We start from the raw sequence: 19333 nt of genomic DNA on the forward strand, positions 1-19333 counted from the left end.
AAATTTTTGATTATAAAATATATCAAATTATTAATTGGAATTGGGTAGTGAGACTAATCTTTTTAATAAAAAGTTTAAAATCACCCCATAAAGAGGCAAAAAGAATAGCCCACAAATTAGAATTTTAAAACTATAGTCCATTAACGAAATTTCGATCCAATGATTTGCCATAAATTCATCGTTACTTTGATAAAATGCGATAGCAAAAAAGACAATAGTATCAATACCATTACCAAATATTGCTGATGCTGTTGGGGCAACCCACCATGATTTGTTTTTTCTTAAATAGTTAAAAACAGTAATATCCATTAGTTGTCCAACTAAATAAGCGGCAAAACTTGCCAATGCAATTCGAAATACGAAGCTATTAAATTCCGTCAATGCTGATAATCCAACCCAATGGGTTTCAAAAAATAGTACCGAAATGGAATATGAAAATAGCAAGGCAGGAATCATTACTACAAAGATGATCTTTCTTGCCAAACTTGCACCATAAATTCGAATGGTTAAATCGGTGGTTAAAAAAATAAATGGAAATGTAAAAGCACCCCATGTGGTGTGAAAACCCAAAATATCAAATGGAATTTGGACTAAATAATTGCTTGAAGCAATAACTAATATGTGAAAAAAAGCCAACCAGTAAAGAGCTTTTTGCTTTTGTTTACGGGTAAAACTTTTTTCTATCGATTCTGAATGAACATTTAAGTGCATCTTTTTTCCTTTTTAATGGGGTGAGAGAAACCAATGATGAATGAATTAATTTATTTAGCTTGAGCCATATATTCTTGTAGGCCCTTATTGCGCAATAAACAACTTGGACACTTACCACACCCCCCTTCAACACCGTAATAACAGGTATGGGTATGTTTTTGGACATAATCAAGATAACCTAGTTTATCAGCCATTTCCCACGTTTGCGCTTTGGTCAAATACATCAGCGGAGTGATGAGATTAAACGCATAGTCCATGGCTAAATTCATTGATACATTCATTGATTTAATAAAAACATCACGACAATCTGGATAACCACTAAAATCGGTTTCACAAACTCCAATAATAATGTCAGAAATTCCTTGCTGCTTGGCATGACAGCCTGCTAAAAGTAAAAAAAGCATATTCCGCCCATCAACAAAGGTATTGGGGTAATCACCATCTTGAGCTGCTTTAATTTCTTGAGCGTCATCAATCAACGCATTATTTGTAGTTTGTTTGATAACTGAAGTATCAATGAGGGTTTGCTCAATACCAAGATCATCAGCGATCCATTTGGCTTTTTCAAGTTCTATTGCGTGACGTTGACCGTAGTGAAAACTGATTGCCTGAACATTTTCACGTCCATAATCAGCAATGGCTTGCAGTAAGCAGGTGGTTGAGTCTTGCCCACCAGAAAATATAACTAGTGCTTTACGAGTTTGCATTAACTGTTCCTGTTAGGATAGATTAAATTAGCGATTATCCACTTTTTCTGGATACATGTCGTGATTGGCTAATCGATTAGCCGCAACTTGTTCCCAATGAGTACCTGATTTGCCATAATTAGCATAAGGATCAATCGAAATGCCACCTCGCGGAGTGAACTTTCCCCAGACTTCAATATATTTAGGATCCATCAATTTAATAAGATCTTTCATAATGATATTAATGCAATCTTCGTGGTAGTCACCATGATTACGAAAGCTGAACAAATAGAGTTTTAACGATTTACTTTCGACCATTTTAATATTCGGCACGTACGAAATATAAATTGTCGCAAAATCAGGTTGCCCTGTGATAGGACAAAGGCTAGTAAATTCTGGACAATTAAATTTAACAAAATAGTCGTTATTCGGGTGTTTGTTATCGAACGTTTCGAGTATTTCAGGACAATAGGTTGTTGGATAGCGAACAGACTGATCGCCTAGTAGTGTAATTTTACTCATTATTTTTCCTTAGTTTTTTAGCGTGGGAGGTTCACGAACCACGTAACAAGACGCACACCATACTCTTTTTTAATAAAAAAGTCTAGCTAGGATAAGATACCATGCAAAAGACTAAATACCCCCATCGTCAGTAATCAGTAATGGGGGTTATAATTAAAACGTCATTATAGAATCAGTGAATTAAGCTATTAGTTGGTTTATTTGCTTCAAGCTCTTTATAAAATTTAGCTAATTCAGCTTTAACTTCATTAAGTTCTTGTTCGGCATCAGCTAATTTTATTTGTTGCTTAGTAATTTTTTGTTTATCACCTTTTGTTTTTGCTTGAGCCAATTCTTGGGTTCTTTTGGCTACTTTATCTGTCTTTTCTTGGATTTTTTTCTTATATTTTTCTTCTAAATCTTTATTTAAACAATGATTCTTAATATCTTTTAATATTTTTTGAAGACCTTCAACCTTATGGATATTATTGTGATTTTTTGCTTGTTCAATTCCGACCTCAATAGCCTGTTTTTTTCCTTCACAGGTGAGTCCTTCTACATGATCAGAGGCATAAATGCCAAACGGAAATGAAATAACCAAAGCGATAATACTTAATTTGGTCACTGCTTGAATTACTGACTTCATATAAACTCCTATTAATTTATTTTCTTAACTGAATCAAATCAACTTTGTGATCTTTACCTTTAGTTAAAATTAAGCTGGCTCTTTCTCTAGTTGGTAAAATATTTTCAATTAGATTTAATTCGTTAATTTCACACCAAAGGCGATTAGCAATATTGACCGCTTCTTGTTCTGGTAGCTGTGAATAATGGTTGAAATAAGAGTTAGGATCACTAAAAGCCCCTGCTCTAAATTTTAAGAATCGACTCACATACCAATCATGTAACAATGCTAAATCAGCATCAACATAAATTGAAAAATCGACATAATCAGACACAAAAACACGATTATTGGCTTGGGTATAGTTTATAGTGCCTTGTAAGACATTTAATCCTTCAAGAATTAAAATATCAGGACAATCGATAACAATTTCTTCACCTTCGACAATGTCATAAACTAGATGTGAATATACTGGCGCTTTGACTTTATCTTGTCCTGATTTGACATCAGCAACAAAGTTAATAAGTTTTTTAATATCATAAGATTGTGGAAACCCTTTTTTATTCATTATTCCACGCTCTTCAAGCCATCTATTTGGATATAAAAAACCATCGGTGGTAACCAAAGCTACCTTGCGATGTTCAGGCCAACGGGTTAATAATGCTTGTAACACTCGAGCAGTAGTACTTTTACCTACAGCAACGCTACCTGCAATGCCAATAATATAGGGCGTTTTTTGACTTTTACTTAAGAATTTAGATAAAACAGCTTGCCGATTAAAATTATTGCTGATGTAATAATTAAGCAATCTAGATAAAGGTAAATAAATTTCACTCACTTCATTTATAGATAAATCTTCATTAATACCTTGCAACGAGACTAATTCATCTTCTGTTAAAGTCATTGGCACAGTACTACGTAAACGAGCCCATTCTTGACGATTAAATTTGAGATAAGGGCTTAAGTGATTTTTCATTTTATATTGTTCTCTAATTCGATCTAACAAATTTATTTGACTCAGATTATACATAAATTTCTTTTTTTACAATCTTAAATTAGCATGACTTGTTCATCATAGCTATATTTTGGACTTACTGATAAAATATGTTTGTAAAATGATTAACCATAATATTAGATAGAGACTTTATGTTAAAAAACAAATCAAAACAGAAACCCCAAAAAAGTCGTCAAGAGATTAATGAAGAATCTCGAGAACTGAAACGTAAACGCAAACATAAGGGCTTGCCGAGCGGATCACGTTTTAATAATGGCGGGCCCAACAAAAATAAAAACACTCCAAAAGAGTTAAAGGATCCCCGTATTGGGAGTAAAAAACCTATTTCGTTAATTCTTGAAGATTCTAGAAATATAGAAAAGCGGGTTAAGCAACCTAAATCAATAAAAACGGTTTTATCGCCACAACAAGAATTAGAACAATTAGAAAACGATCCAAAATTAGATATGTTGCTTGATTTAGTTGAACAAAATAACAAACTAACTAAAGAACAACAATCCTACCTTGACAGTAAATTAAATCGAATCGACGAACTGATGCAAGAGCTAGGCTATACCGATGATGAGTTTGAAGATCAAGACGAAAAAGAAGAAGATATTGTTAGTTTTTTAAAACGCAGTTAATGACAAAAATATAAAATTATTTGTAATAGTGTTTTTCAATATGGGCAGGACGGTAACTTTAATGATTAAATTTCTGCCCGAAATTTAAATCCTATAAATTGATAACTTAAAAGCGAGTAAGCCGTAATGCCAATATTAATTATGTTAAGTTTATATTTTGGGTTATTAATTTGTACATTGTTATATTTAAATAAAACAAGTCGCATTAAAATTAAAAACAAAATTAGAAATCAGCAAAAACCAATATTAAAACTTCATAAAAACAACAGCAAATACAGATTTAAACGGAAGTAATTAGATGAGCAATACGCAATTATGGGATCAAGCATTAATTGAAAAATATAACTATTCTGGTCCAAGATATACCTCTTACCCTACTGCACTTGAATTTAATGAAAACTTCAGCGAGCAGGATTTTTTATTAGCAACAACCGCTTACTCTACAAAGCCATTATCGCTTTATGTACATATTCCGTTTTGTCATAAGCTTTGTTATTTTTGTGGTTGTAATAAGCTCATTACTCGTCAAATGCAAAAAGTTACCAAGTACCTTGATATTTTAGATATTGAAATTGCCAACCGTGCAAAATTATTTGATAACCGTACAGTGACACAAATGCACTGGGGAGGGGGTACACCAACATTTTTAACAAATGATGAAATATCTCGCTTAATGGCATCACTAAAAAAGCACTTTCATTTTGCAAATAACGCGGAACTATCAATCGAAATCGATCCTCGTGAAATTACCCCCGAAACTATCGATCATTTAGCCCATGTTGGCTTTAATCGATTAAGTATGGGCATTCAAGACTTTAATGATGAAATACAAAACCTAATCAATCGAAAGCAGGACGAAAACTTAATTCGCGCACTAATTGAGCAAGCGCGTAAAAACCATTTTCATTCAATTAGTTTAGATCTTATTTATGGCTTACCCAAACAAACTGTTGTTAGTTTTACTGAAACATTAAATAAAGTCATTGCTATTTCGCCCGATCGTTTAAGTGTTTTTAATTATGCCCATTTACCTAGCCGTTTTGCTGCCCAACGTAAAATTAAAGATGATGATTTGCCTAATGCCAATCAAAAATTACAGATTCTACAAACGAGTATTAAAAAGTTAACTCAAGCGGGTTATCAATTTATTGGTATGGATCATTTTGCAAAACCTACTGACGAATTAGCTATTGCTCAACAAGAAAATAAATTGCATCGTAATTTTCAGGGGTATACAACTCAAGGCGATGCTGATTTACTTGGACTTGGTGTGTCGGCCATTAGTATGTTAGGTGATAGTTATGCGCAAAATCAGAAAGATCTAAAAATCTATCAAACTCAGGTTGAGCAAAAAGGACATGGATTATGGAAAGGATTCACCTTAAATCGTGACGATAAGATTCGTCGTGATGTGATAAAACAGCTTATCTGCCATTTTCATTTAGATAAAAATGTTATTGAACAACAATACCAAATTCAATTTGATGATTATTTTGCTGAAGATTTAAAATTACTGGCACCATTGCAAAAAGATGGATTAGTGACAATCAATAACAATATAATTGAAGTCCAACATAAAGGGCATTTATTGATACGCAATATTTGTATGTGCTTTGATATTTACATGCGAAAAATGGCAAGGCAGCAGCAGTTTTCTAGGGTTATTTAATTTGAAGTCGTTTGCCAAATTGCTGTAAACAGTGCGAGTAATTCCACAAATAATAAAATCAGTTTAAGTCTAAATATTTACATTTTATAAATAGGGCGATAGCATCGCCCTATTTTTTAAAACTTATTCTTTTCTTTTAAAACAAAATAAGCAAACTGAGCTTATTAGTAGCTGGCTAAATAAACCTTAAATTTTGTCGTTTGTGCAATCACTTCAACACTTTTGAATGTTTCATCTAAGATGGTTTGATACGGTAAAAATGAATTTGCCACAATGCACAAATAACCATTTAATTTTAGGTGTTTTTTCGCTTCTTTGATTAGCGTATTGACGGCCGTGTAATCAGTCTGTTTTCCATCATGAAATGGTGGATTAGAAACAATTAAATGATATTTATCATTTAGATTAGAAAAAACATCACTTGCCACAACCGTTGCATTAACATTATTACTATTTAACGTGGCTTTACTTGATTCAATTGCCGCACTGCTTACATCAGATAACGTTAGTGCAATATCAGGGGATAATTTACCTATCACCGTGGATAAGATGCCTGAACCACACCCCACATCTAATACATTACCTTTAATAATATCAGTACGATCCATCAATGCATTTAACAGTAATTCACTACCAGCATCTAACCCTTTTTGGCTAAATACACCTGGCAAACTTTTAATTTCGATATCTTGATTTTCAATAGTTAAATGATAACTTAGCCACCATTCATCAAGATCAAAGGCTAAACGGTTTTCTGCCTGAAAATGATATAAACCACAACGTCTTGCGCTATCTATTTTTTGAATTGTTCCAAAATCGCCTAATAAAGATTCAACACTTTTTACGCCTGTGCGATTTTCACCAATAATAAAAATATCACTCCCTTTAGGCATATTATGTAATAAACACGATAGCTGAAACTGCGCTTCACTTTTCGTTTTGGGCCAATAGTAAATCAGTGTGTTTATTCCAACGTAAAAATCCGCTTCTGGCAACAATGAAAAATAGGTATGATTGCCTCGTGCACTAGCTTTTAGACGTAAATAAGTATGAAATTGTGTGCAATGAATCTTAACTTGATTTGCCGGCATAATAGATGGATAATTATCCTGAATATCACCAGCTATCAACACATTTTTATCGTTAAAAAACGTTTGGTGACGCTCAAGTACTTGACTTGCTGGGGTAAAAGCAGATGTTGCCATATTTCCTCAATGAAAAACCTTTATAAATTGATGCATTGATTATACAATTAACTATCTTTAATCTCTAATAAAAAACAGTAAGTCAATAATGACACTACAAGATTGGTATCTAAAACAGTGCAACATAACTCAATACGTTTTGAGGAATGCTAATGTTTTCAAAGGTGAAATAGCGACACAAATAAATGAAGAAATTAGATTGATTGTGGTTGCAGAGCAAAAACCAACACAAAAAATCTATTATGATATTTTAAATGCTATTCATCTAACTGAGGAACAAGTGTTGTTTTTAACGCCACAACAACTAATTATACCTGCAGATGAAATTAAAAAGGTAATTTGGTTTATTAATATTACGCCAGATGAATCCTGGAAGAATTCATTGATAATTCAAACAATTAACTTAGATCTTCTTGCTAAAACACCACAACAAAAACGCCTACTTTGGCAACAATTATGTCAATATGAAAACTATTTCTCCCCTAACTGAACATGATTTAATAAATGCTTTTGAATTAGAACTGATCTGTCATGAGATACCTTGGTCAAAACAGACGTTCTTTTCAAACCAAGGTGATCGCTACTTAAATTTTAAAATAACGATTGGTAACCAAATAGTGGGATTTTGTATCTGCCAACAAGCAGCTGATGAAGCAAATTTATTTAATATTGCAATACATCCCGATTTTAGAAAACAAGGACTAGCAAAAGCTTTACTCAACCATTTGATACAAGAATTACTAACTATGGAATTATCTTGCCCTATTTCAACGCTTTGGCTTGAAGTTAGACAATCAAATACACCAGCAATTAGGCTATATCATGCGCTAGGTTTTAACCAAATCACGGTTCGAAAAAATTATTATCCGACCAAAGACAGCAAACAAGAAGATGCAATTATTATGGCTTATTCATTAGATTTATATCCCCCCATAAGGATGGTGCAATGACACAAAATAAAGCCTTACTACTAGTTAATGGTGAACCACCAATACGCTACCCAAATGACATAAGTAAATATAATTATATTGCCTGTACTGACGGTGCTTACCATAATTATTTGTTTAATTTACCAATCATCCCTGATTTTATTATAGGCGATTTAGATAGCTTAAACTCCAATTGTGTGATTCCTAATAAAACTGAGATCATTCATACACCAGACCAAAATAAAACGGATTTTGAAAAAGCAATTTTATTTCTTATTAATAAGGGTATAACCAAATTTGATGTTTATGGCGCTTCCGGTCATGCCAGCGATCATTTCTTAGGTAACCTTTCCGTCGCTATGCAGTATTATCACCAATATCAAATAACTTTTTATGACAATTATTGTCACTTCTTTTTTGCAAAAGATCATCATAAAATTATTAATATAAAAAATCATATAATCTCATTTATGCCTCTTTCCGAGGTTACAGATTTAACCATTACAGGGGTTAAATACCCTTTAATTAAACAAACATTGTCTTTAGGAAAGTTCGTAAGCTTACGTAATAAAGCAACATCTAGCTCAGTTGATATCATTTTTGAAAAAGGAGATTTACTTGTTTTTATTGAAGATGTTAATTTGGAAGATTGACATCAATGTTTACGATAATTTACTATGACATAGTAATTTATTGGATGAAATATTAAATATAGGAAACTACCATGCTATTAAAACAAATTTCCATGCTGCTTTGTGCATCATTTATATCTTGTATGGCATTTGCTCACAGCAAAATCAATACAAATGATACCAATAATATAATGGATGCATTTTTAGAATGTGATAATCAATTTTTTGAAAAATTAGCTAAATATAAGAAACCATTTAGCAAATATGTTACTTTAACAACTGATAACGATGTTACATATATTCCCGTCGAATCCATTAAAGATACAAATAGAAATAAAGTAATGTTCAAAAAACCATTTAAGTATCATGGGTTAACAATAACAGGATATCAAAATATCTATATTTCAACATCTTCTTCTGGCGAATTTTATTATTGGGGATTTATTATTGATAATAATCTTGAAGATGCTAAAAAAGCTTTGAATAATGTTAATTGGCTACAATTCAATTTTGAAATTTATACTGCAAATGCTAAAATGCTAGATCTTAATTCTAAGCCACCAGTTTGGCAAGATAATCCTCATTCTATTGATATGGCCTTTCCAAGACGAAAAACAATTGAAAAAGCACTTTATTTAGAAACTATAACGGAAGAACAAAGCAGGTTAACTTGCTCAATTCAAGGTGATTTGAATAAAGAAGTTTTATATGCAACTCGCCCTGATATAAAATCTATCGAAGCAAAGATAAAAACTGAAATTGATGAAAAATTAAAAGCTATTGAGTTATTACAAGTGCAGCAAGAGCAAGATAATCAGCCTAATGAATTACAAACTATTTCTGAAAATACGTCTGATTTATCCGAAATTGGTAAAAAGCAAGAAGACGAAAATTAGATAACCAATTATTGCGATAAATATTTTTTATAAAACTCGTTCACTTGATATGGGTTTATTAGCAAAGCCTTAATCAACCGTTGTTTTTAAAGTATACTATTTTATATTTTCCAAAAAATTTTAAAAAAATCAAATAAAAAGCTAATCAATATCTTACAATATTCCTATCATTGTATGATGACAAATAAGATTGGTTTATGCTAATATCTTTGCATTACAGAGATTGAGTCGAATATATAGTTATGAACATCGCGCAATTTTATACTTTAACAGAGCAACTCTTTAATAGGGTTGAACGAACTTTAGATAATTATGCTGATGAGCATAATATCGATTTAGACTATGAAACCAACGGAAATGTCATTACCATTAGTTTTCCCAATAATAGTAAAATTATTGTTAATACGCAAGAGCCCCTTTTTCAAATTTGGCTAGCTACACATCAGCAAGGATATCATTTTGATTATGTGGATAATCAATGGATTTGTAATCGCTCGGCTCGCACCTTTGATGAGGTTTTCTTAGAATCATTAAAAGATAATAGATAATTACCGAAATTCTTAGAGAGCAATATTTAATGCATTGCTCCTTGTTTTTATAAGGAACTTAAGTAAGCTAAAAACCCCAATTAGCTTAAATTAAGGTAAGATTAGCCAGTTTTACCACTAGCCATTTTACTCCTTCGTTAACAAAAGCAATTTGAACACGTCTATGGTCTCCTTCCCCATCAACGTTAATAATTGTTCCCTCGCCAAAACGATTATGCATGACTTTTTTGCCTAATATATAACCGTCGCTTTCACGGCTTTTTTCTATATAAGATTGTTTACGTTTTTCCTTATTTATGTCTTTACATTTTACCTCTGGTGTGACTAAAATCCCTCGATAACTGATTTCAGTTAATCTATCAATAGGCAGTTCAGTTATAAATCGGGAAGGCAGGTTTCGCTCTTCACGTCCATAAAGGCGCCTTGATTCACTTAATGACAATGTTAAACGTTTTCGTGCTCTTGTTATACCAACATAGGCTAAGCGCCTTTCCTCTTCCAATCTATCTGTTTCTTGTATAGAGCGCTGTGTTGGGAAAATACCTTCTTCCAACCCAACAATGAAAACATTATCAAATTCAAGTCCTTTAGCTGAGTGCAATGTCATAAGCTGGACGGAATCTTGCTCTTTTATAAAATTTCCACTTTCAAGTGATGTGTATGATAAAAATGATTCAAGTACTGTCAGCGTTTTTCCAGTTTCATGATCTTCAATTACTGTATTTTCATTGTTATGGTAAAATTGTTCAGCAGCTGAAATCAACTCCTCAAGATTTTCTAGCCTTGATTGCCCTTTTATACCTGGTTCTTGCTCATACATTTGAAGCACGCCTGATAATTTAATAATCATATCAAGTTGTTCATAAAATGGCATTGTGACAACATCATCATAAATTGAGCCAATAAGCTCCAGGAAACGGCTAATTCCAGATCTTTGTCTTTCCGTAAATCCACCCTTTTGAATTAACAATAAACAAGCATTCCATAATGAAATACTATTTTGCTTTGCTGTTAGTCTAACTTTATCAAGGGTAACATTACCTATACCACGAGTTGGCGTATTAATCGTTGCTTCAAATGCCATATCATTATCATGATCATGTAATAATCGCAAATAAGCCAACGCTAATTTCACTTCTTGTCGCTCATAAAATCGAATAGAACCATAAATTTGGTATGGTAATCCAGCTTGTAACAAAGTATCTTCAAATAGACGAGACTGAACATTATTGCGGTATAAAATTGCACAACTGGCATATTTGTCACCCTCATCATGGCGCTTTTTTATTTGACCAATAATAAATCGAGCTTCATCAATATCATTAAATCCAACATACAACGAAATCTTTTCGCCTTCCCCTCGATCTGTCCATAAATTTTTACCTAACCGATTGTGATTTTTGGCAATAAGTTTATTTGCTGCATCTAAAATAATACTGGTAGAACGATAATTTTGTTCTAAGCGGATAATTTCAGTTTCTGGATAATCATTAATAAATGCTTGTAAATTATCGGCGTTAGCGCCTCGCCAGCTATAAATTGATTGATCATCATCGCCTACAATCATAACATTAGCTGCTGTGCCTGCTAATTTTTGTACCAATTGATATTGAATCTGGTTAGTATCTTGGAATTCATCAATCAAAATATTTGAAAAACGATGATGACAATAGTTCAAAACCTCGTCATCACGACAAAGTAATTCGTATGTTCTTAAAATTAATTCTGAAAAATCAACGTATCCTACCCTATCACAAATGGCTTGATAATCGCGATAAATGGTTTGCCACATCATTTGTTTAGGATCTTCTGGTATCATATCACTAGCACGTAAACCTCGCTCTTTTTGATTAGAAATAAAGTTAGCACATTCCTTAGCAGACCACTGCTTTTCATCAATTTTTAACTCACGAAAAATTCGCTTTATTAGGCGCATTTGATCTTCCGAATCGATAAGCTGAAAATTAGATGGAAGGTTAGCTTGCTGAGAAAACATACGCAATAAACGATGCGTTAACCCATGAAATGTACCAACCCACATGCCATTAAAATAGCCTTCCCCCATTAAGGCTTGAATACGTTCTTGCATTTCAGCCGCAGCTTTATTAGTAAAAGTTACAGCAAAGATCGAGTTTGGCGAATATTTTTTTTCAATACAAAGCCATGCAATACGATGAACTAATACCCTAGTTTTACCACTTCCAGCACCAGCAAGCACTATAGTGTATTGATTATCATTTGTGACGGCATTTTTTTGTTCAAAATTAAGATCGTTTAATAATGATTGTTTAATTTCCATTATGTTGAAACCCATTACGATAATAACAATTTTTAATCGAAATTGATGTCCAAAGTATTATCTATACGTTTATTATCTTTCAATATTTTGTTTGTTGGCTGTCGGCAAACAGGATATCAAGATAGGTATTTTATTAAATGCAATAAATGATTACATTCATTTTACTGTCTATTTATACATATGTAAATTATAGCAGATTATCTAATTCTAGCAATTGGCTTATTTCAACATGTGGTAAACATCTTGCCTCAGTAAGATGGAAAATATCTTGCTGAAAAATGTTGATCCAGCATGCTAAAAAACCGCTCTTAATTGCCCCATTCACATCAGTGAATAAATTATCTCCAATATGTAAAATTTGATGAGCAGGTACCTTTAACTGTCGTACAGCTAATTCAAATATTTCAGGAAAAGGTTTTGAACGGCCGTTCGCACCCCCTCGCAATGAAAATTGAAAATAGTGGCTTAAACCTATTTGGTTAATGTCAACATTACCATTTGTTATTACCGCCAGAGGTATTTTGGTTGCTAACTTGGACAGTAATACATGTGTTGATTGGGGTATCTGCATTTTATGTCGCCAAAAATTAAAACATGCCATTGTTTCATTAATCATGTTTTCTATCTTTGACGCTGGCCATCTAGCTTTAGTTAATAATGATTTAATTGTTGCAATTCGCCAAACGATAACATCATGATAAATCTCTGGGTTGGCATTTAGCACTCTTTTTTTTTCAGTATAAAGATCAGAAAGAGTAATGTGCTGCAATTGATCATAATGCTGAAGTATTTTTACCATCTCTTCTTCAGCCCTTTCAACAATCATGCTGTTATTATACAATGTATCGTCGAGATCAAAAGTCATCGCTTTTATAGCATTTAAGGATCGATAAAATCGCATCGCTATTTTCCTCTTTTTGCTCTTGGGTGAGCTAAATCGTAAACTTCTGACAGGTGTGAAAAATCCAAGTGAGTATAAACCTGAGTTGTTGATAAATCGGCATGTCCTAATAACTCTTGCACAGCACGTAAATCTCGGCTTGACTCTAACATGTGGGTGGCAAATGAGTGACGTAATTTATGTGGATGAACATGAGAACTCAAACCTTGTTTAACCCCTATTTGTGCAAAACGTTTTTCTACATTACGGGGGGAAATCCGGCGACCTAATTTTGATACAAATAAAGCATCACCTTGAGGTCTTAAAAAATCTCTCATTGAGAGCCAGTTTTTAATCCATTTTATGGATTCTCCGCCTAATGGCAGCTTACGCTCTTTACCGCCTTTCCCCACCACACGAATCTCACCGTCAGTTAGATTTAGTTCTCGGCAATTAATATTAACCAATTCAGATAAACGCAACCCAGACCCATACATCACTTCAAGCATTGCCCTATCACGAACAGAAAGAGGATCATTATATTCAATATTAAGCAATTGGTTAATCTCATCAATATCGATATTTTTGGGAAGGTGTTTACCTAATTTAGGGTTTAAAATTCCCCGTCCTGGATTTGCCTTAAGCACCTGTTTTTTTACTAACCAATCACAAAAACTCCGTAATGCAGACAATCTTAGGGATAAGCTTCTAGCTTGTAAACCAGTTTGTTTGCTACGCCCCATCAATAAACGCACTACCGAAGTATCTAAATCTTGCCAACTTGAAATTTCAATTTCTTTTGCTAATGCAATAAGTGCATAAAGTTGGCGCCGATAATTGATTTGAGTATTGGTACTAAGCTGTTTTTCGGACTTCAAATAATTCAGGTATTCCTCGACAGGTTGTGTAAGTAAAGGGACTTGATCTTGAAGAGATTGAATCATAATTTTTCCTTACTTTATTCGCATAATCCACTTACCAATTAAAATTGGTAGTATTTCGCTTATTTTTTCCAATAACAATGTCCCTTGCCCTGCTTGATAATGCCTTGGGCTAGTACTAGTAAAAATTAAAATCCCTAAATCCCCAAATGTTCCCAATAGAGATAATGCTACCGATCCAACATAACCATGTTCAGGTAATAAAAAATCCAATTCGGTTGAATTTAAGGTGCCTAAATACTGTTTACTGTACTGTAAATGCCGAACACGAATAAAATCAAACCTTGATGAATTAATAGCAAAATAATGATAGTTTGATGGAGCGCCAAGTAACCATTTATCATCAAATAGATACAAATAAGCTCCACTAAGACCAAGTGATTTTGCCCAATTATTCAATGATTCTATTAATTCATTTAAATTCGATGTTTGAATAAGCTCAAGGTATAAATTAATAAGCTGGCTAAATAATAATTCGTTAGCACTCGCGTTCTCCATTAGTAAGGTAATTTCTGATTCTAATTGTTTTATTTTATTGCGTTGCCTAGCCATTTGCCACTCTGGCAATGAAATTCCACCCCGAATAGGATGTGGAACCCGCATTGATTCAATATAATTGGCATTACGAATAAAATAGTCTGGATTATCAATTAAATATTGATTAACAAGGTTATCATTTATTTTATTTGATAAAACTCGCTTTTTTTTATCTTGAGTATTTTGCTTAACCATAATCTATTCAATTAAATCCAAATATAAAGTGTTTTAAATTTAATCATAATATCTTATAATTAGATCCATTTTTTCTGTTCAAATCAGCTAATATAATACAAAAAAATAACGTAAAATTTTTGATCATATAGCGATAAATCCGTCATATACATGTGTTGCAGGTCCTGTCATATAAAGTGGATGATTCCCTCCTTTCCACTCAATAAGCAATTTACCGCCAGGCAAATTAACCGAGACATAGTCATTAAGTAAACCTTGATTAATACCAACGGCAACTGCCGCACATGCACCACTGCCACAAGCCTGCGTTTCACCTGCACCGCGTTCAAATACGCGCAAATTAATATTATTACGATTAACTATATGCATAAACCCAATATTAGCCCGTTCAGGAAAACGCTCATGTTGTTCTAATAATGCCCCTAGGGATGCCACCTGAGCAGTAATGATATTATCAACTTGTATTATGCAATGAGGGTTGCCCATGGAAGCAACGCCACATAAAACAGTTTGTCCTTGTGCTCGAATAATATAAGTTTTTTCTTCTTTAATTGCTTTGAAAGGAACTTTACTTGGCTCAAAGACAGGCATCCCCATATTTACCCGTACAGTTTCATCATCATTAACTGTTAATACAATATTACCTTTCATGGTACTTACATTTAAAACTCGTTTTCTAGTTAATCCTTTTAAACGAACAAAGCGAGCAAAACAACGGGCTCCGTTGCCACACTGCTGAACTTCTGATCCATCTGAATTAAATATTCGGTAATGAAAATCACTATCAGGAGCATAAGGTGGCTCTACAATTAGCAACTGATCAAATCCAACGCCAGTATAGCGATCTGCTAAACGTTTTATCGTTTCTACCGAGAGATGAACATTTTGCGTTACCGCATCTATGACCATAAAATCATTTCCGAGTCCATGCATTTTTGAAAAGTTCATCGTGATTTACCTTATATTATAAAACGCTATTATCTTTTAATTTTACTGTTTGCTTATTGGCTAAAAATTATCAAACAATCTCTCCACGCCATAAATCATCAAATGATTCACGCTTACGAATTAGTTTATGCTGTTGTTCATCAACCAACATTACTTCGGCCGGACGTCGATGGCTGTTATAATTGGAAGCCATACTAAACCCATAAGCGCCAGCACTACATACAACAAGTAAATCATCTTGTTTAATAGAAAGCTCTCTCTGATAAGCTAAAACATCGCTTGATTCACAAATCGGTCCAACAACATTGTAAATATATTTTTCATCATCAACTTGTGGTTCTAATTCTGGCAAAACTTTCATCCAAGCTTTATAAAGTGATGGGCGAATTAAATCATTCATACCTGCATCAACAATAGCAAAATGATTATTATCTTGATGTTTGAGATATTCCACTTTTGTAATTAATAGACCTGCATTAGCAACAATTGACCGACCTGGTTCAAATATGATTTCAATACCCTTATAATTTGCTAACTTTTTGACTAATTCCTTAACAAGTATTGATGCTTTCGGCGGATTTTCATTATCATAACAAACTCCCAATCCTCCGCCTAAATCAATATGTTCAATATGAATATTGTTTGATTTTAGTTGATCAACCAATTTAAGTACACGATCAGCAGCATCTAGAAATGGAGATAATTCTGTTAATTGTGATCCAATATGGCAATCAATACCGGCAATTTTTATATTGGTTAACGTTTGGGCTTTACGATATACATCGAGTGCCAGCTGATAACTAATGCCAAACTTATTTTCGCGTAAGCCTGTTGAAATATAAGGATGAGTTTTGGCATCCACATCAGGATTAATTCTTAAAGAAATAGTCGCGACTGTACCCAAACGTTTAGCTACTTGATCTATACGGTATAACTCAGCTTCAGATTCAACATTAAAACACTTAATGTTAACTTGTAATGCCCGTTCAATCTCAACAATGGATTTAGCCACACCAGAAAAAACAATCTTTTTAGGATCTGCACCCGCTTTAAGCACTCGTTCCAATTCACCTTGTGAAACAATATCAAAACCAGCCCCCAATTTAGCCAATAAATTTAAAACCGATAAATTGCTATTTGCTTTAACCGCATAACAAACTAAATGTTTATAATTTGTAAGTGATCGTTCATAAGCTAAAAATTGCTTGACAATATAGTTTGCAGAGTAAACATACAATGGGGTACCATATTGCGCTGCAAGATCAGAAATTGCTACTTTATCAGCTTTTAAATGGCCGTTTTGATAATGTAAAAAATCCATTCATCTATCCCGCTAAGCGATTTTATCGAATAACTGTAATTGAGTTAATGCCATTGCCCCATTTGTAGGAAAATAAAGTGGACCTTTTAATCCACAACCAACTAATGACAGTATAAATAAAAGCATTGAAAGTAATTTAATAGATGGTTTCATACAACGTTCACAATTTTTATTTTTTATGATGCCACTATATTACACGATACCCCTATTCGTGCAAAGAGCAAATAATAAAGTCTTTATAATTAAAAAAACTGAATTTTTCATCAAATCTTTATATTCATGTTATTTTTTAGATAATAAATATAATGTATATAGTAATTTCAATAAAATTTGTATTACTTATGCTATAATCTAGTTTTTAAATAATTAGGAAACAAGATGGAATCAACAATTAACTGTCCCGATTGTAGTTCGGAATATACTTATCCTGATGGTAATTTAATTGTCTGCTCAATTTGCGCACATGAGTGGGATCCAAATCAAACAACTACTGAATCATCTCAATTAGAGGTTAAAGACAGTAATGGTAATTTACTTGCGGATGGTGATGATATTTTGCTTATAAAAGATCTCAAATTGAAAGGGTCTTCAACAGTTTTAAAAAAAGGAACTAAAGCTAAAGGTATTCGTTTAGTTGAAGGCGATCATGAAATCGATTGTAAAATTGACGGAATAAAAATTATGCTTAAAGCTTGCTTTGTAAAAAAAGCCTAATGCCCGCTTTGACACAAAGAGGACAAAGATAGTTAGAAAAAGCAAGACATAAATTCCAATAATATATAGAACTGAAAGAATTGAGAAATACTATATAACAAAATATGACATAATTATATTTGACATATTAAAAGATATTTTAAGTTTTCAATTTCAGAAAAAATATTGTTTTTCTCAATATATTAATCGGAAGTAAAAGCCTTCGCTCTTCCGATTCAATCCAAAAGGGTTAAGAAATAAAATAATACTTTTTTATATTAAATAACCTTTAATTTTTTAATCCATTGTCCTGTACTACCTAACTTTTAGATACGATTAAAAACACTTAGAAAAGCCCTGTATAAATTTTTTCATGTCCAAATCCTCTTTTACTTTTATCATAGACAATTTCTTACTTTTAACGCTGCACTATATTTAGATAGTTAAAAATTATACAATTTTATCAATTAGGTAGAGCATTTAATAATAGCTAGATAACTATTAATTGTACAATTTACTAAATATAGGAAATTTCGCCTTTTGCCCTATTGTTTTTAACCTTTTTTGAGCAATCATGATATTTTCTTGCCATTTATCATCTTTTGCCCACATTTCAATTACCAATGGCGCAACATAATTCATGGTACGAAGTGTTGCAAAAATAGCGGCAAAATCAACTTCACCTTCACCAATGACTAGATCCCTAAATTGCCCAGAATAATCAGCTTTAACTTTAAATGTGTCTTTTAGATGAATTTGGACAATATGGTCACGACTTAACATAAGTTCAGTGCAAGTATCATAATTCCAACCAGTAATATTTCCAACATCAGGGTAAGCCATAAAGTAAGGAGAATCGATATTTTTTTTGAGGATTTCGAATTTGCTTAAACTGTTAAGATACGGCGTATCCATAATTTCAACCGCTAACATTACCCCTGCTCGTTCTGCTTGCTTAACTGCCCACTGCATACCTTGAATAAAACGCTGATGCGTTTGTAAGTCAGCAGGTTCATAATAAACATCATAGCCAGCAAGTTGGATCACTCTTATTCCTAACTTATAAGCTAGCGTAATGGCTTTGTCCATAATGATTTGGGCTTCACTACGGATATCATTATTGGCTGAACCAAATGGATATTTACGATGTGCGCTTAAGCACATGGAATGTAGAGGAATTCCGATTTTTTCGCATTGATGTCTGAGTGAATAGATCTCATCGTCAGACCAATCTAATCTGGCGCGACGTTCATCCGATTCATCGATAGAAATTTCAATGAAATCAAATCCTAAATCTTTAGTTACTTGTAATTTATCTTGCCATAATAGCTGGTTAGGTAGGGCTTTTTCATAAATACCAATACGAGGCGTATTTTGGGGTTGATACAGTTTTTTTGATATATTTTTACTTTGTGGCATGGCGATAACCTATTTTTTATATGAAAAGAAACCATGTAGCCGATTTGTTCAGCTACATGTGGT

22 protein-coding genes and 1 riboswitch are annotated in these 19333 nt (G+C 33.0%); of the genes, 8 read left to right on the top strand and 14 right to left on the bottom strand.

Features of this window, described 5'->3' with window-relative positions; genetic code table 11:
• Positions 1–30: 30 nt before the first annotated feature.
• The 5 genes from A9G34_RS03450 to coaA all read right to left on the bottom strand — a co-directional run bounded on the left by A9G34_RS03450 (position 31) and on the right by coaA (position 3496).
• Positions 31–711 (bottom strand): 7-cyano-7-deazaguanine/7-aminomethyl-7-deazaguanine transporter, encoded by a 681-nt coding sequence (locus A9G34_RS03450; protein WP_051824978.1) that lies wholly within the window; start codon positions 709–711, stop codon positions 31–33.
• 50 nt (positions 712–761) lie between these two features.
• Positions 762–1418, bottom strand: coding sequence for a 7-cyano-7-deazaguanine synthase QueC (queC, locus tag A9G34_RS03455; RefSeq protein WP_034943238.1), 657 nt, complete (start codon positions 1416–1418; stop codon positions 762–764).
• Between the two features lie 27 nt (positions 1419–1445).
• Positions 1446–1919: a preQ(1) synthase gene (gene queF, locus A9G34_RS03460; protein ID WP_034912452.1), complete on the bottom strand. Its 474-nt coding sequence runs from the start codon at positions 1917–1919 to the stop codon at positions 1446–1448.
• 3 nt (positions 1920–1922) lie between these two features.
• A riboswitch (PreQ1 riboswitch) is annotated at positions 1923–1967 on the bottom strand.
• 124 nt (positions 1968–2091) lie between these two features.
• Positions 2092–2544 carry a DUF1090 domain-containing protein gene (locus A9G34_RS03465; RefSeq protein ID WP_051824979.1) on the bottom strand — a complete coding sequence of 151 codons (453 nt, stop codon included), beginning with the start codon at positions 2542–2544 and terminating at the stop codon, positions 2092–2094.
• A 16-nt stretch (positions 2545–2560) separates the two neighbouring features.
• Positions 2561–3496: a type I pantothenate kinase gene (gene coaA, locus A9G34_RS03470; RefSeq protein ID WP_034944588.1), complete on the bottom strand. Its 936-nt coding sequence runs from the start codon at positions 3494–3496 to the stop codon at positions 2561–2563.
• A gap of 170 nt (positions 3497–3666) precedes the next feature.
• Between coaA and yihI the strand changes: the two genes are divergently transcribed.
• Both yihI and hemN read left to right on the top strand, forming a co-directional pair.
• Complete coding sequence (yihI, locus tag A9G34_RS03475; RefSeq protein WP_065568877.1) at positions 3667–4158, top strand: Der GTPase-activating protein YihI; 492 nt, start codon at positions 3667–3669, stop codon at positions 4156–4158.
• Positions 4159–4456: 298 nt separating this feature from the next.
• A complete protein-coding gene (gene hemN, locus A9G34_RS03480) occupies positions 4457–5827 on the top strand; it encodes an oxygen-independent coproporphyrinogen III oxidase (protein ID WP_065568878.1) in 1371 nt (456 codons plus the stop codon).
• A 164-nt stretch (positions 5828–5991) separates the two neighbouring features.
• Here the strand turns inward: hemN and rsmC are convergent, their stop codons facing one another.
• Positions 5992–7032, bottom strand: a complete 1041-nt coding sequence (gene rsmC, locus A9G34_RS03485; RefSeq protein ID WP_065568879.1) for a 16S rRNA (guanine(1207)-N(2))-methyltransferase RsmC — start codon at positions 7030–7032, stop codon at positions 5992–5994.
• 88 nt (positions 7033–7120) lie between these two features.
• Here rsmC and A9G34_RS03490 point away from each other — a divergent pair, with 88 nt between their 5' ends.
• The 5 genes from A9G34_RS03490 (at position 7121) to cyaY (ending at position 10037) form a co-directional block, all read left to right on the top strand.
• The gene (locus A9G34_RS03490) at positions 7121–7522 is read left to right on the top strand and encodes a DNA polymerase III subunit psi (protein ID WP_065568880.1); all 402 of its coding nucleotides are present in this window, start codon (positions 7121–7123) and stop codon (positions 7520–7522) included.
• Positions 7497–7982: a ribosomal protein S18-alanine N-acetyltransferase gene (gene rimI / locus A9G34_RS03495; RefSeq protein ID WP_034943248.1), complete on the top strand. Its 486-nt coding sequence runs from the start codon at positions 7497–7499 to the stop codon at positions 7980–7982. Before A9G34_RS03490 ends, rimI begins: the two co-directional genes overlap by 26 nt.
• The gene (locus A9G34_RS03500) at positions 7979–8614 is read left to right on the top strand and encodes a thiamine diphosphokinase (protein WP_034943250.1); all 636 of its coding nucleotides are present in this window, start codon (positions 7979–7981) and stop codon (positions 8612–8614) included. The genes rimI and A9G34_RS03500 overlap by 4 nt, the downstream gene beginning before the upstream one ends.
• Before the next feature lie 71 nt (positions 8615–8685).
• Positions 8686–9489 (top strand): hypothetical protein, encoded by an 804-nt coding sequence (locus tag A9G34_RS03505; RefSeq protein ID WP_065568881.1) that lies wholly within the window; start codon positions 8686–8688, stop codon positions 9487–9489.
• A gap of 242 nt (positions 9490–9731) precedes the next feature.
• Positions 9732–10037 (top strand): iron donor protein CyaY, encoded by a 306-nt coding sequence (gene cyaY / locus A9G34_RS03510; protein WP_034943255.1) that lies wholly within the window; start codon positions 9732–9734, stop codon positions 10035–10037.
• 85 nt (positions 10038–10122) lie between these two features.
• Here the strand turns inward: cyaY and uvrD are convergent, their stop codons facing one another.
• From uvrD to lptM, 7 genes are all read right to left on the bottom strand, one after another.
• Positions 10123–12336, bottom strand: coding sequence for a DNA helicase II (gene uvrD, locus A9G34_RS03515; RefSeq protein WP_034943258.1), 2214 nt, complete (start codon positions 12334–12336; stop codon positions 10123–10125).
• Between the two features lie 187 nt (positions 12337–12523).
• Complete coding sequence (gene yigB / locus A9G34_RS03520; protein WP_034943260.1) at positions 12524–13237, bottom strand: 5-amino-6-(5-phospho-D-ribitylamino)uracil phosphatase YigB; 714 nt, start codon at positions 13235–13237, stop codon at positions 12524–12526.
• 2 nt (positions 13238–13239) lie between these two features.
• A complete protein-coding gene (xerC, locus tag A9G34_RS03525) occupies positions 13240–14160 on the bottom strand; it encodes a tyrosine recombinase XerC (RefSeq protein ID WP_065568882.1) in 921 nt (306 codons plus the stop codon).
• A 9-nt stretch (positions 14161–14169) separates the two neighbouring features.
• Positions 14170–14889, bottom strand: a complete 720-nt coding sequence (locus A9G34_RS03530) for a DUF484 family protein (protein WP_065568883.1) — start codon at positions 14887–14889, stop codon at positions 14170–14172.
• Between the two features lie 123 nt (positions 14890–15012).
• A complete protein-coding gene (dapF, locus tag A9G34_RS03535; RefSeq protein WP_034943266.1) occupies positions 15013–15837 on the bottom strand; it encodes a diaminopimelate epimerase in 825 nt (274 codons plus the stop codon).
• Positions 15838–15907: 70 nt separating this feature from the next.
• On the bottom strand, positions 15908–17158 hold the full coding sequence (gene lysA, locus A9G34_RS03540; protein ID WP_065568884.1) for a diaminopimelate decarboxylase: 1251 nt from the start codon (positions 17156–17158) through the stop codon (positions 15908–15910).
• Between the two features lie 12 nt (positions 17159–17170).
• Entirely contained in the window at positions 17171–17311 is a 141-nt protein-coding gene (lptM, locus tag A9G34_RS10400) for an LPS translocon maturation chaperone LptM (RefSeq protein ID WP_080715838.1), read from the bottom strand.
• Positions 17312–17536: 225 nt separating this feature from the next.
• On the opposite strand from lptM, the gene A9G34_RS03545 reads away from it, so the two are divergent.
• The gene (locus A9G34_RS03545) at positions 17537–17872 is read left to right on the top strand and encodes a zinc ribbon domain-containing protein YjdM (RefSeq protein WP_034943272.1); all 336 of its coding nucleotides are present in this window, start codon (positions 17537–17539) and stop codon (positions 17870–17872) included.
• Positions 17873–18352: 480 nt separating this feature from the next.
• On the opposite strand, the gene A9G34_RS03550 is transcribed toward A9G34_RS03545, so the two are convergent.
• A complete protein-coding gene (locus A9G34_RS03550; protein WP_442902680.1) occupies positions 18353–19240 on the bottom strand; it encodes an L-ribulose-5-phosphate 3-epimerase in 888 nt (295 codons plus the stop codon).
• Positions 19241–19333: the final 93 nt, after the last annotated feature.

Origin of the sequence: Gilliamella sp. Choc4-2 (assembly GCF_001690355.1) — a bacterium.
Taxonomy (GTDB): domain Bacteria; phylum Pseudomonadota; class Gammaproteobacteria; order Enterobacterales; family Orbaceae; genus Gilliamella; species Gilliamella apicola_A.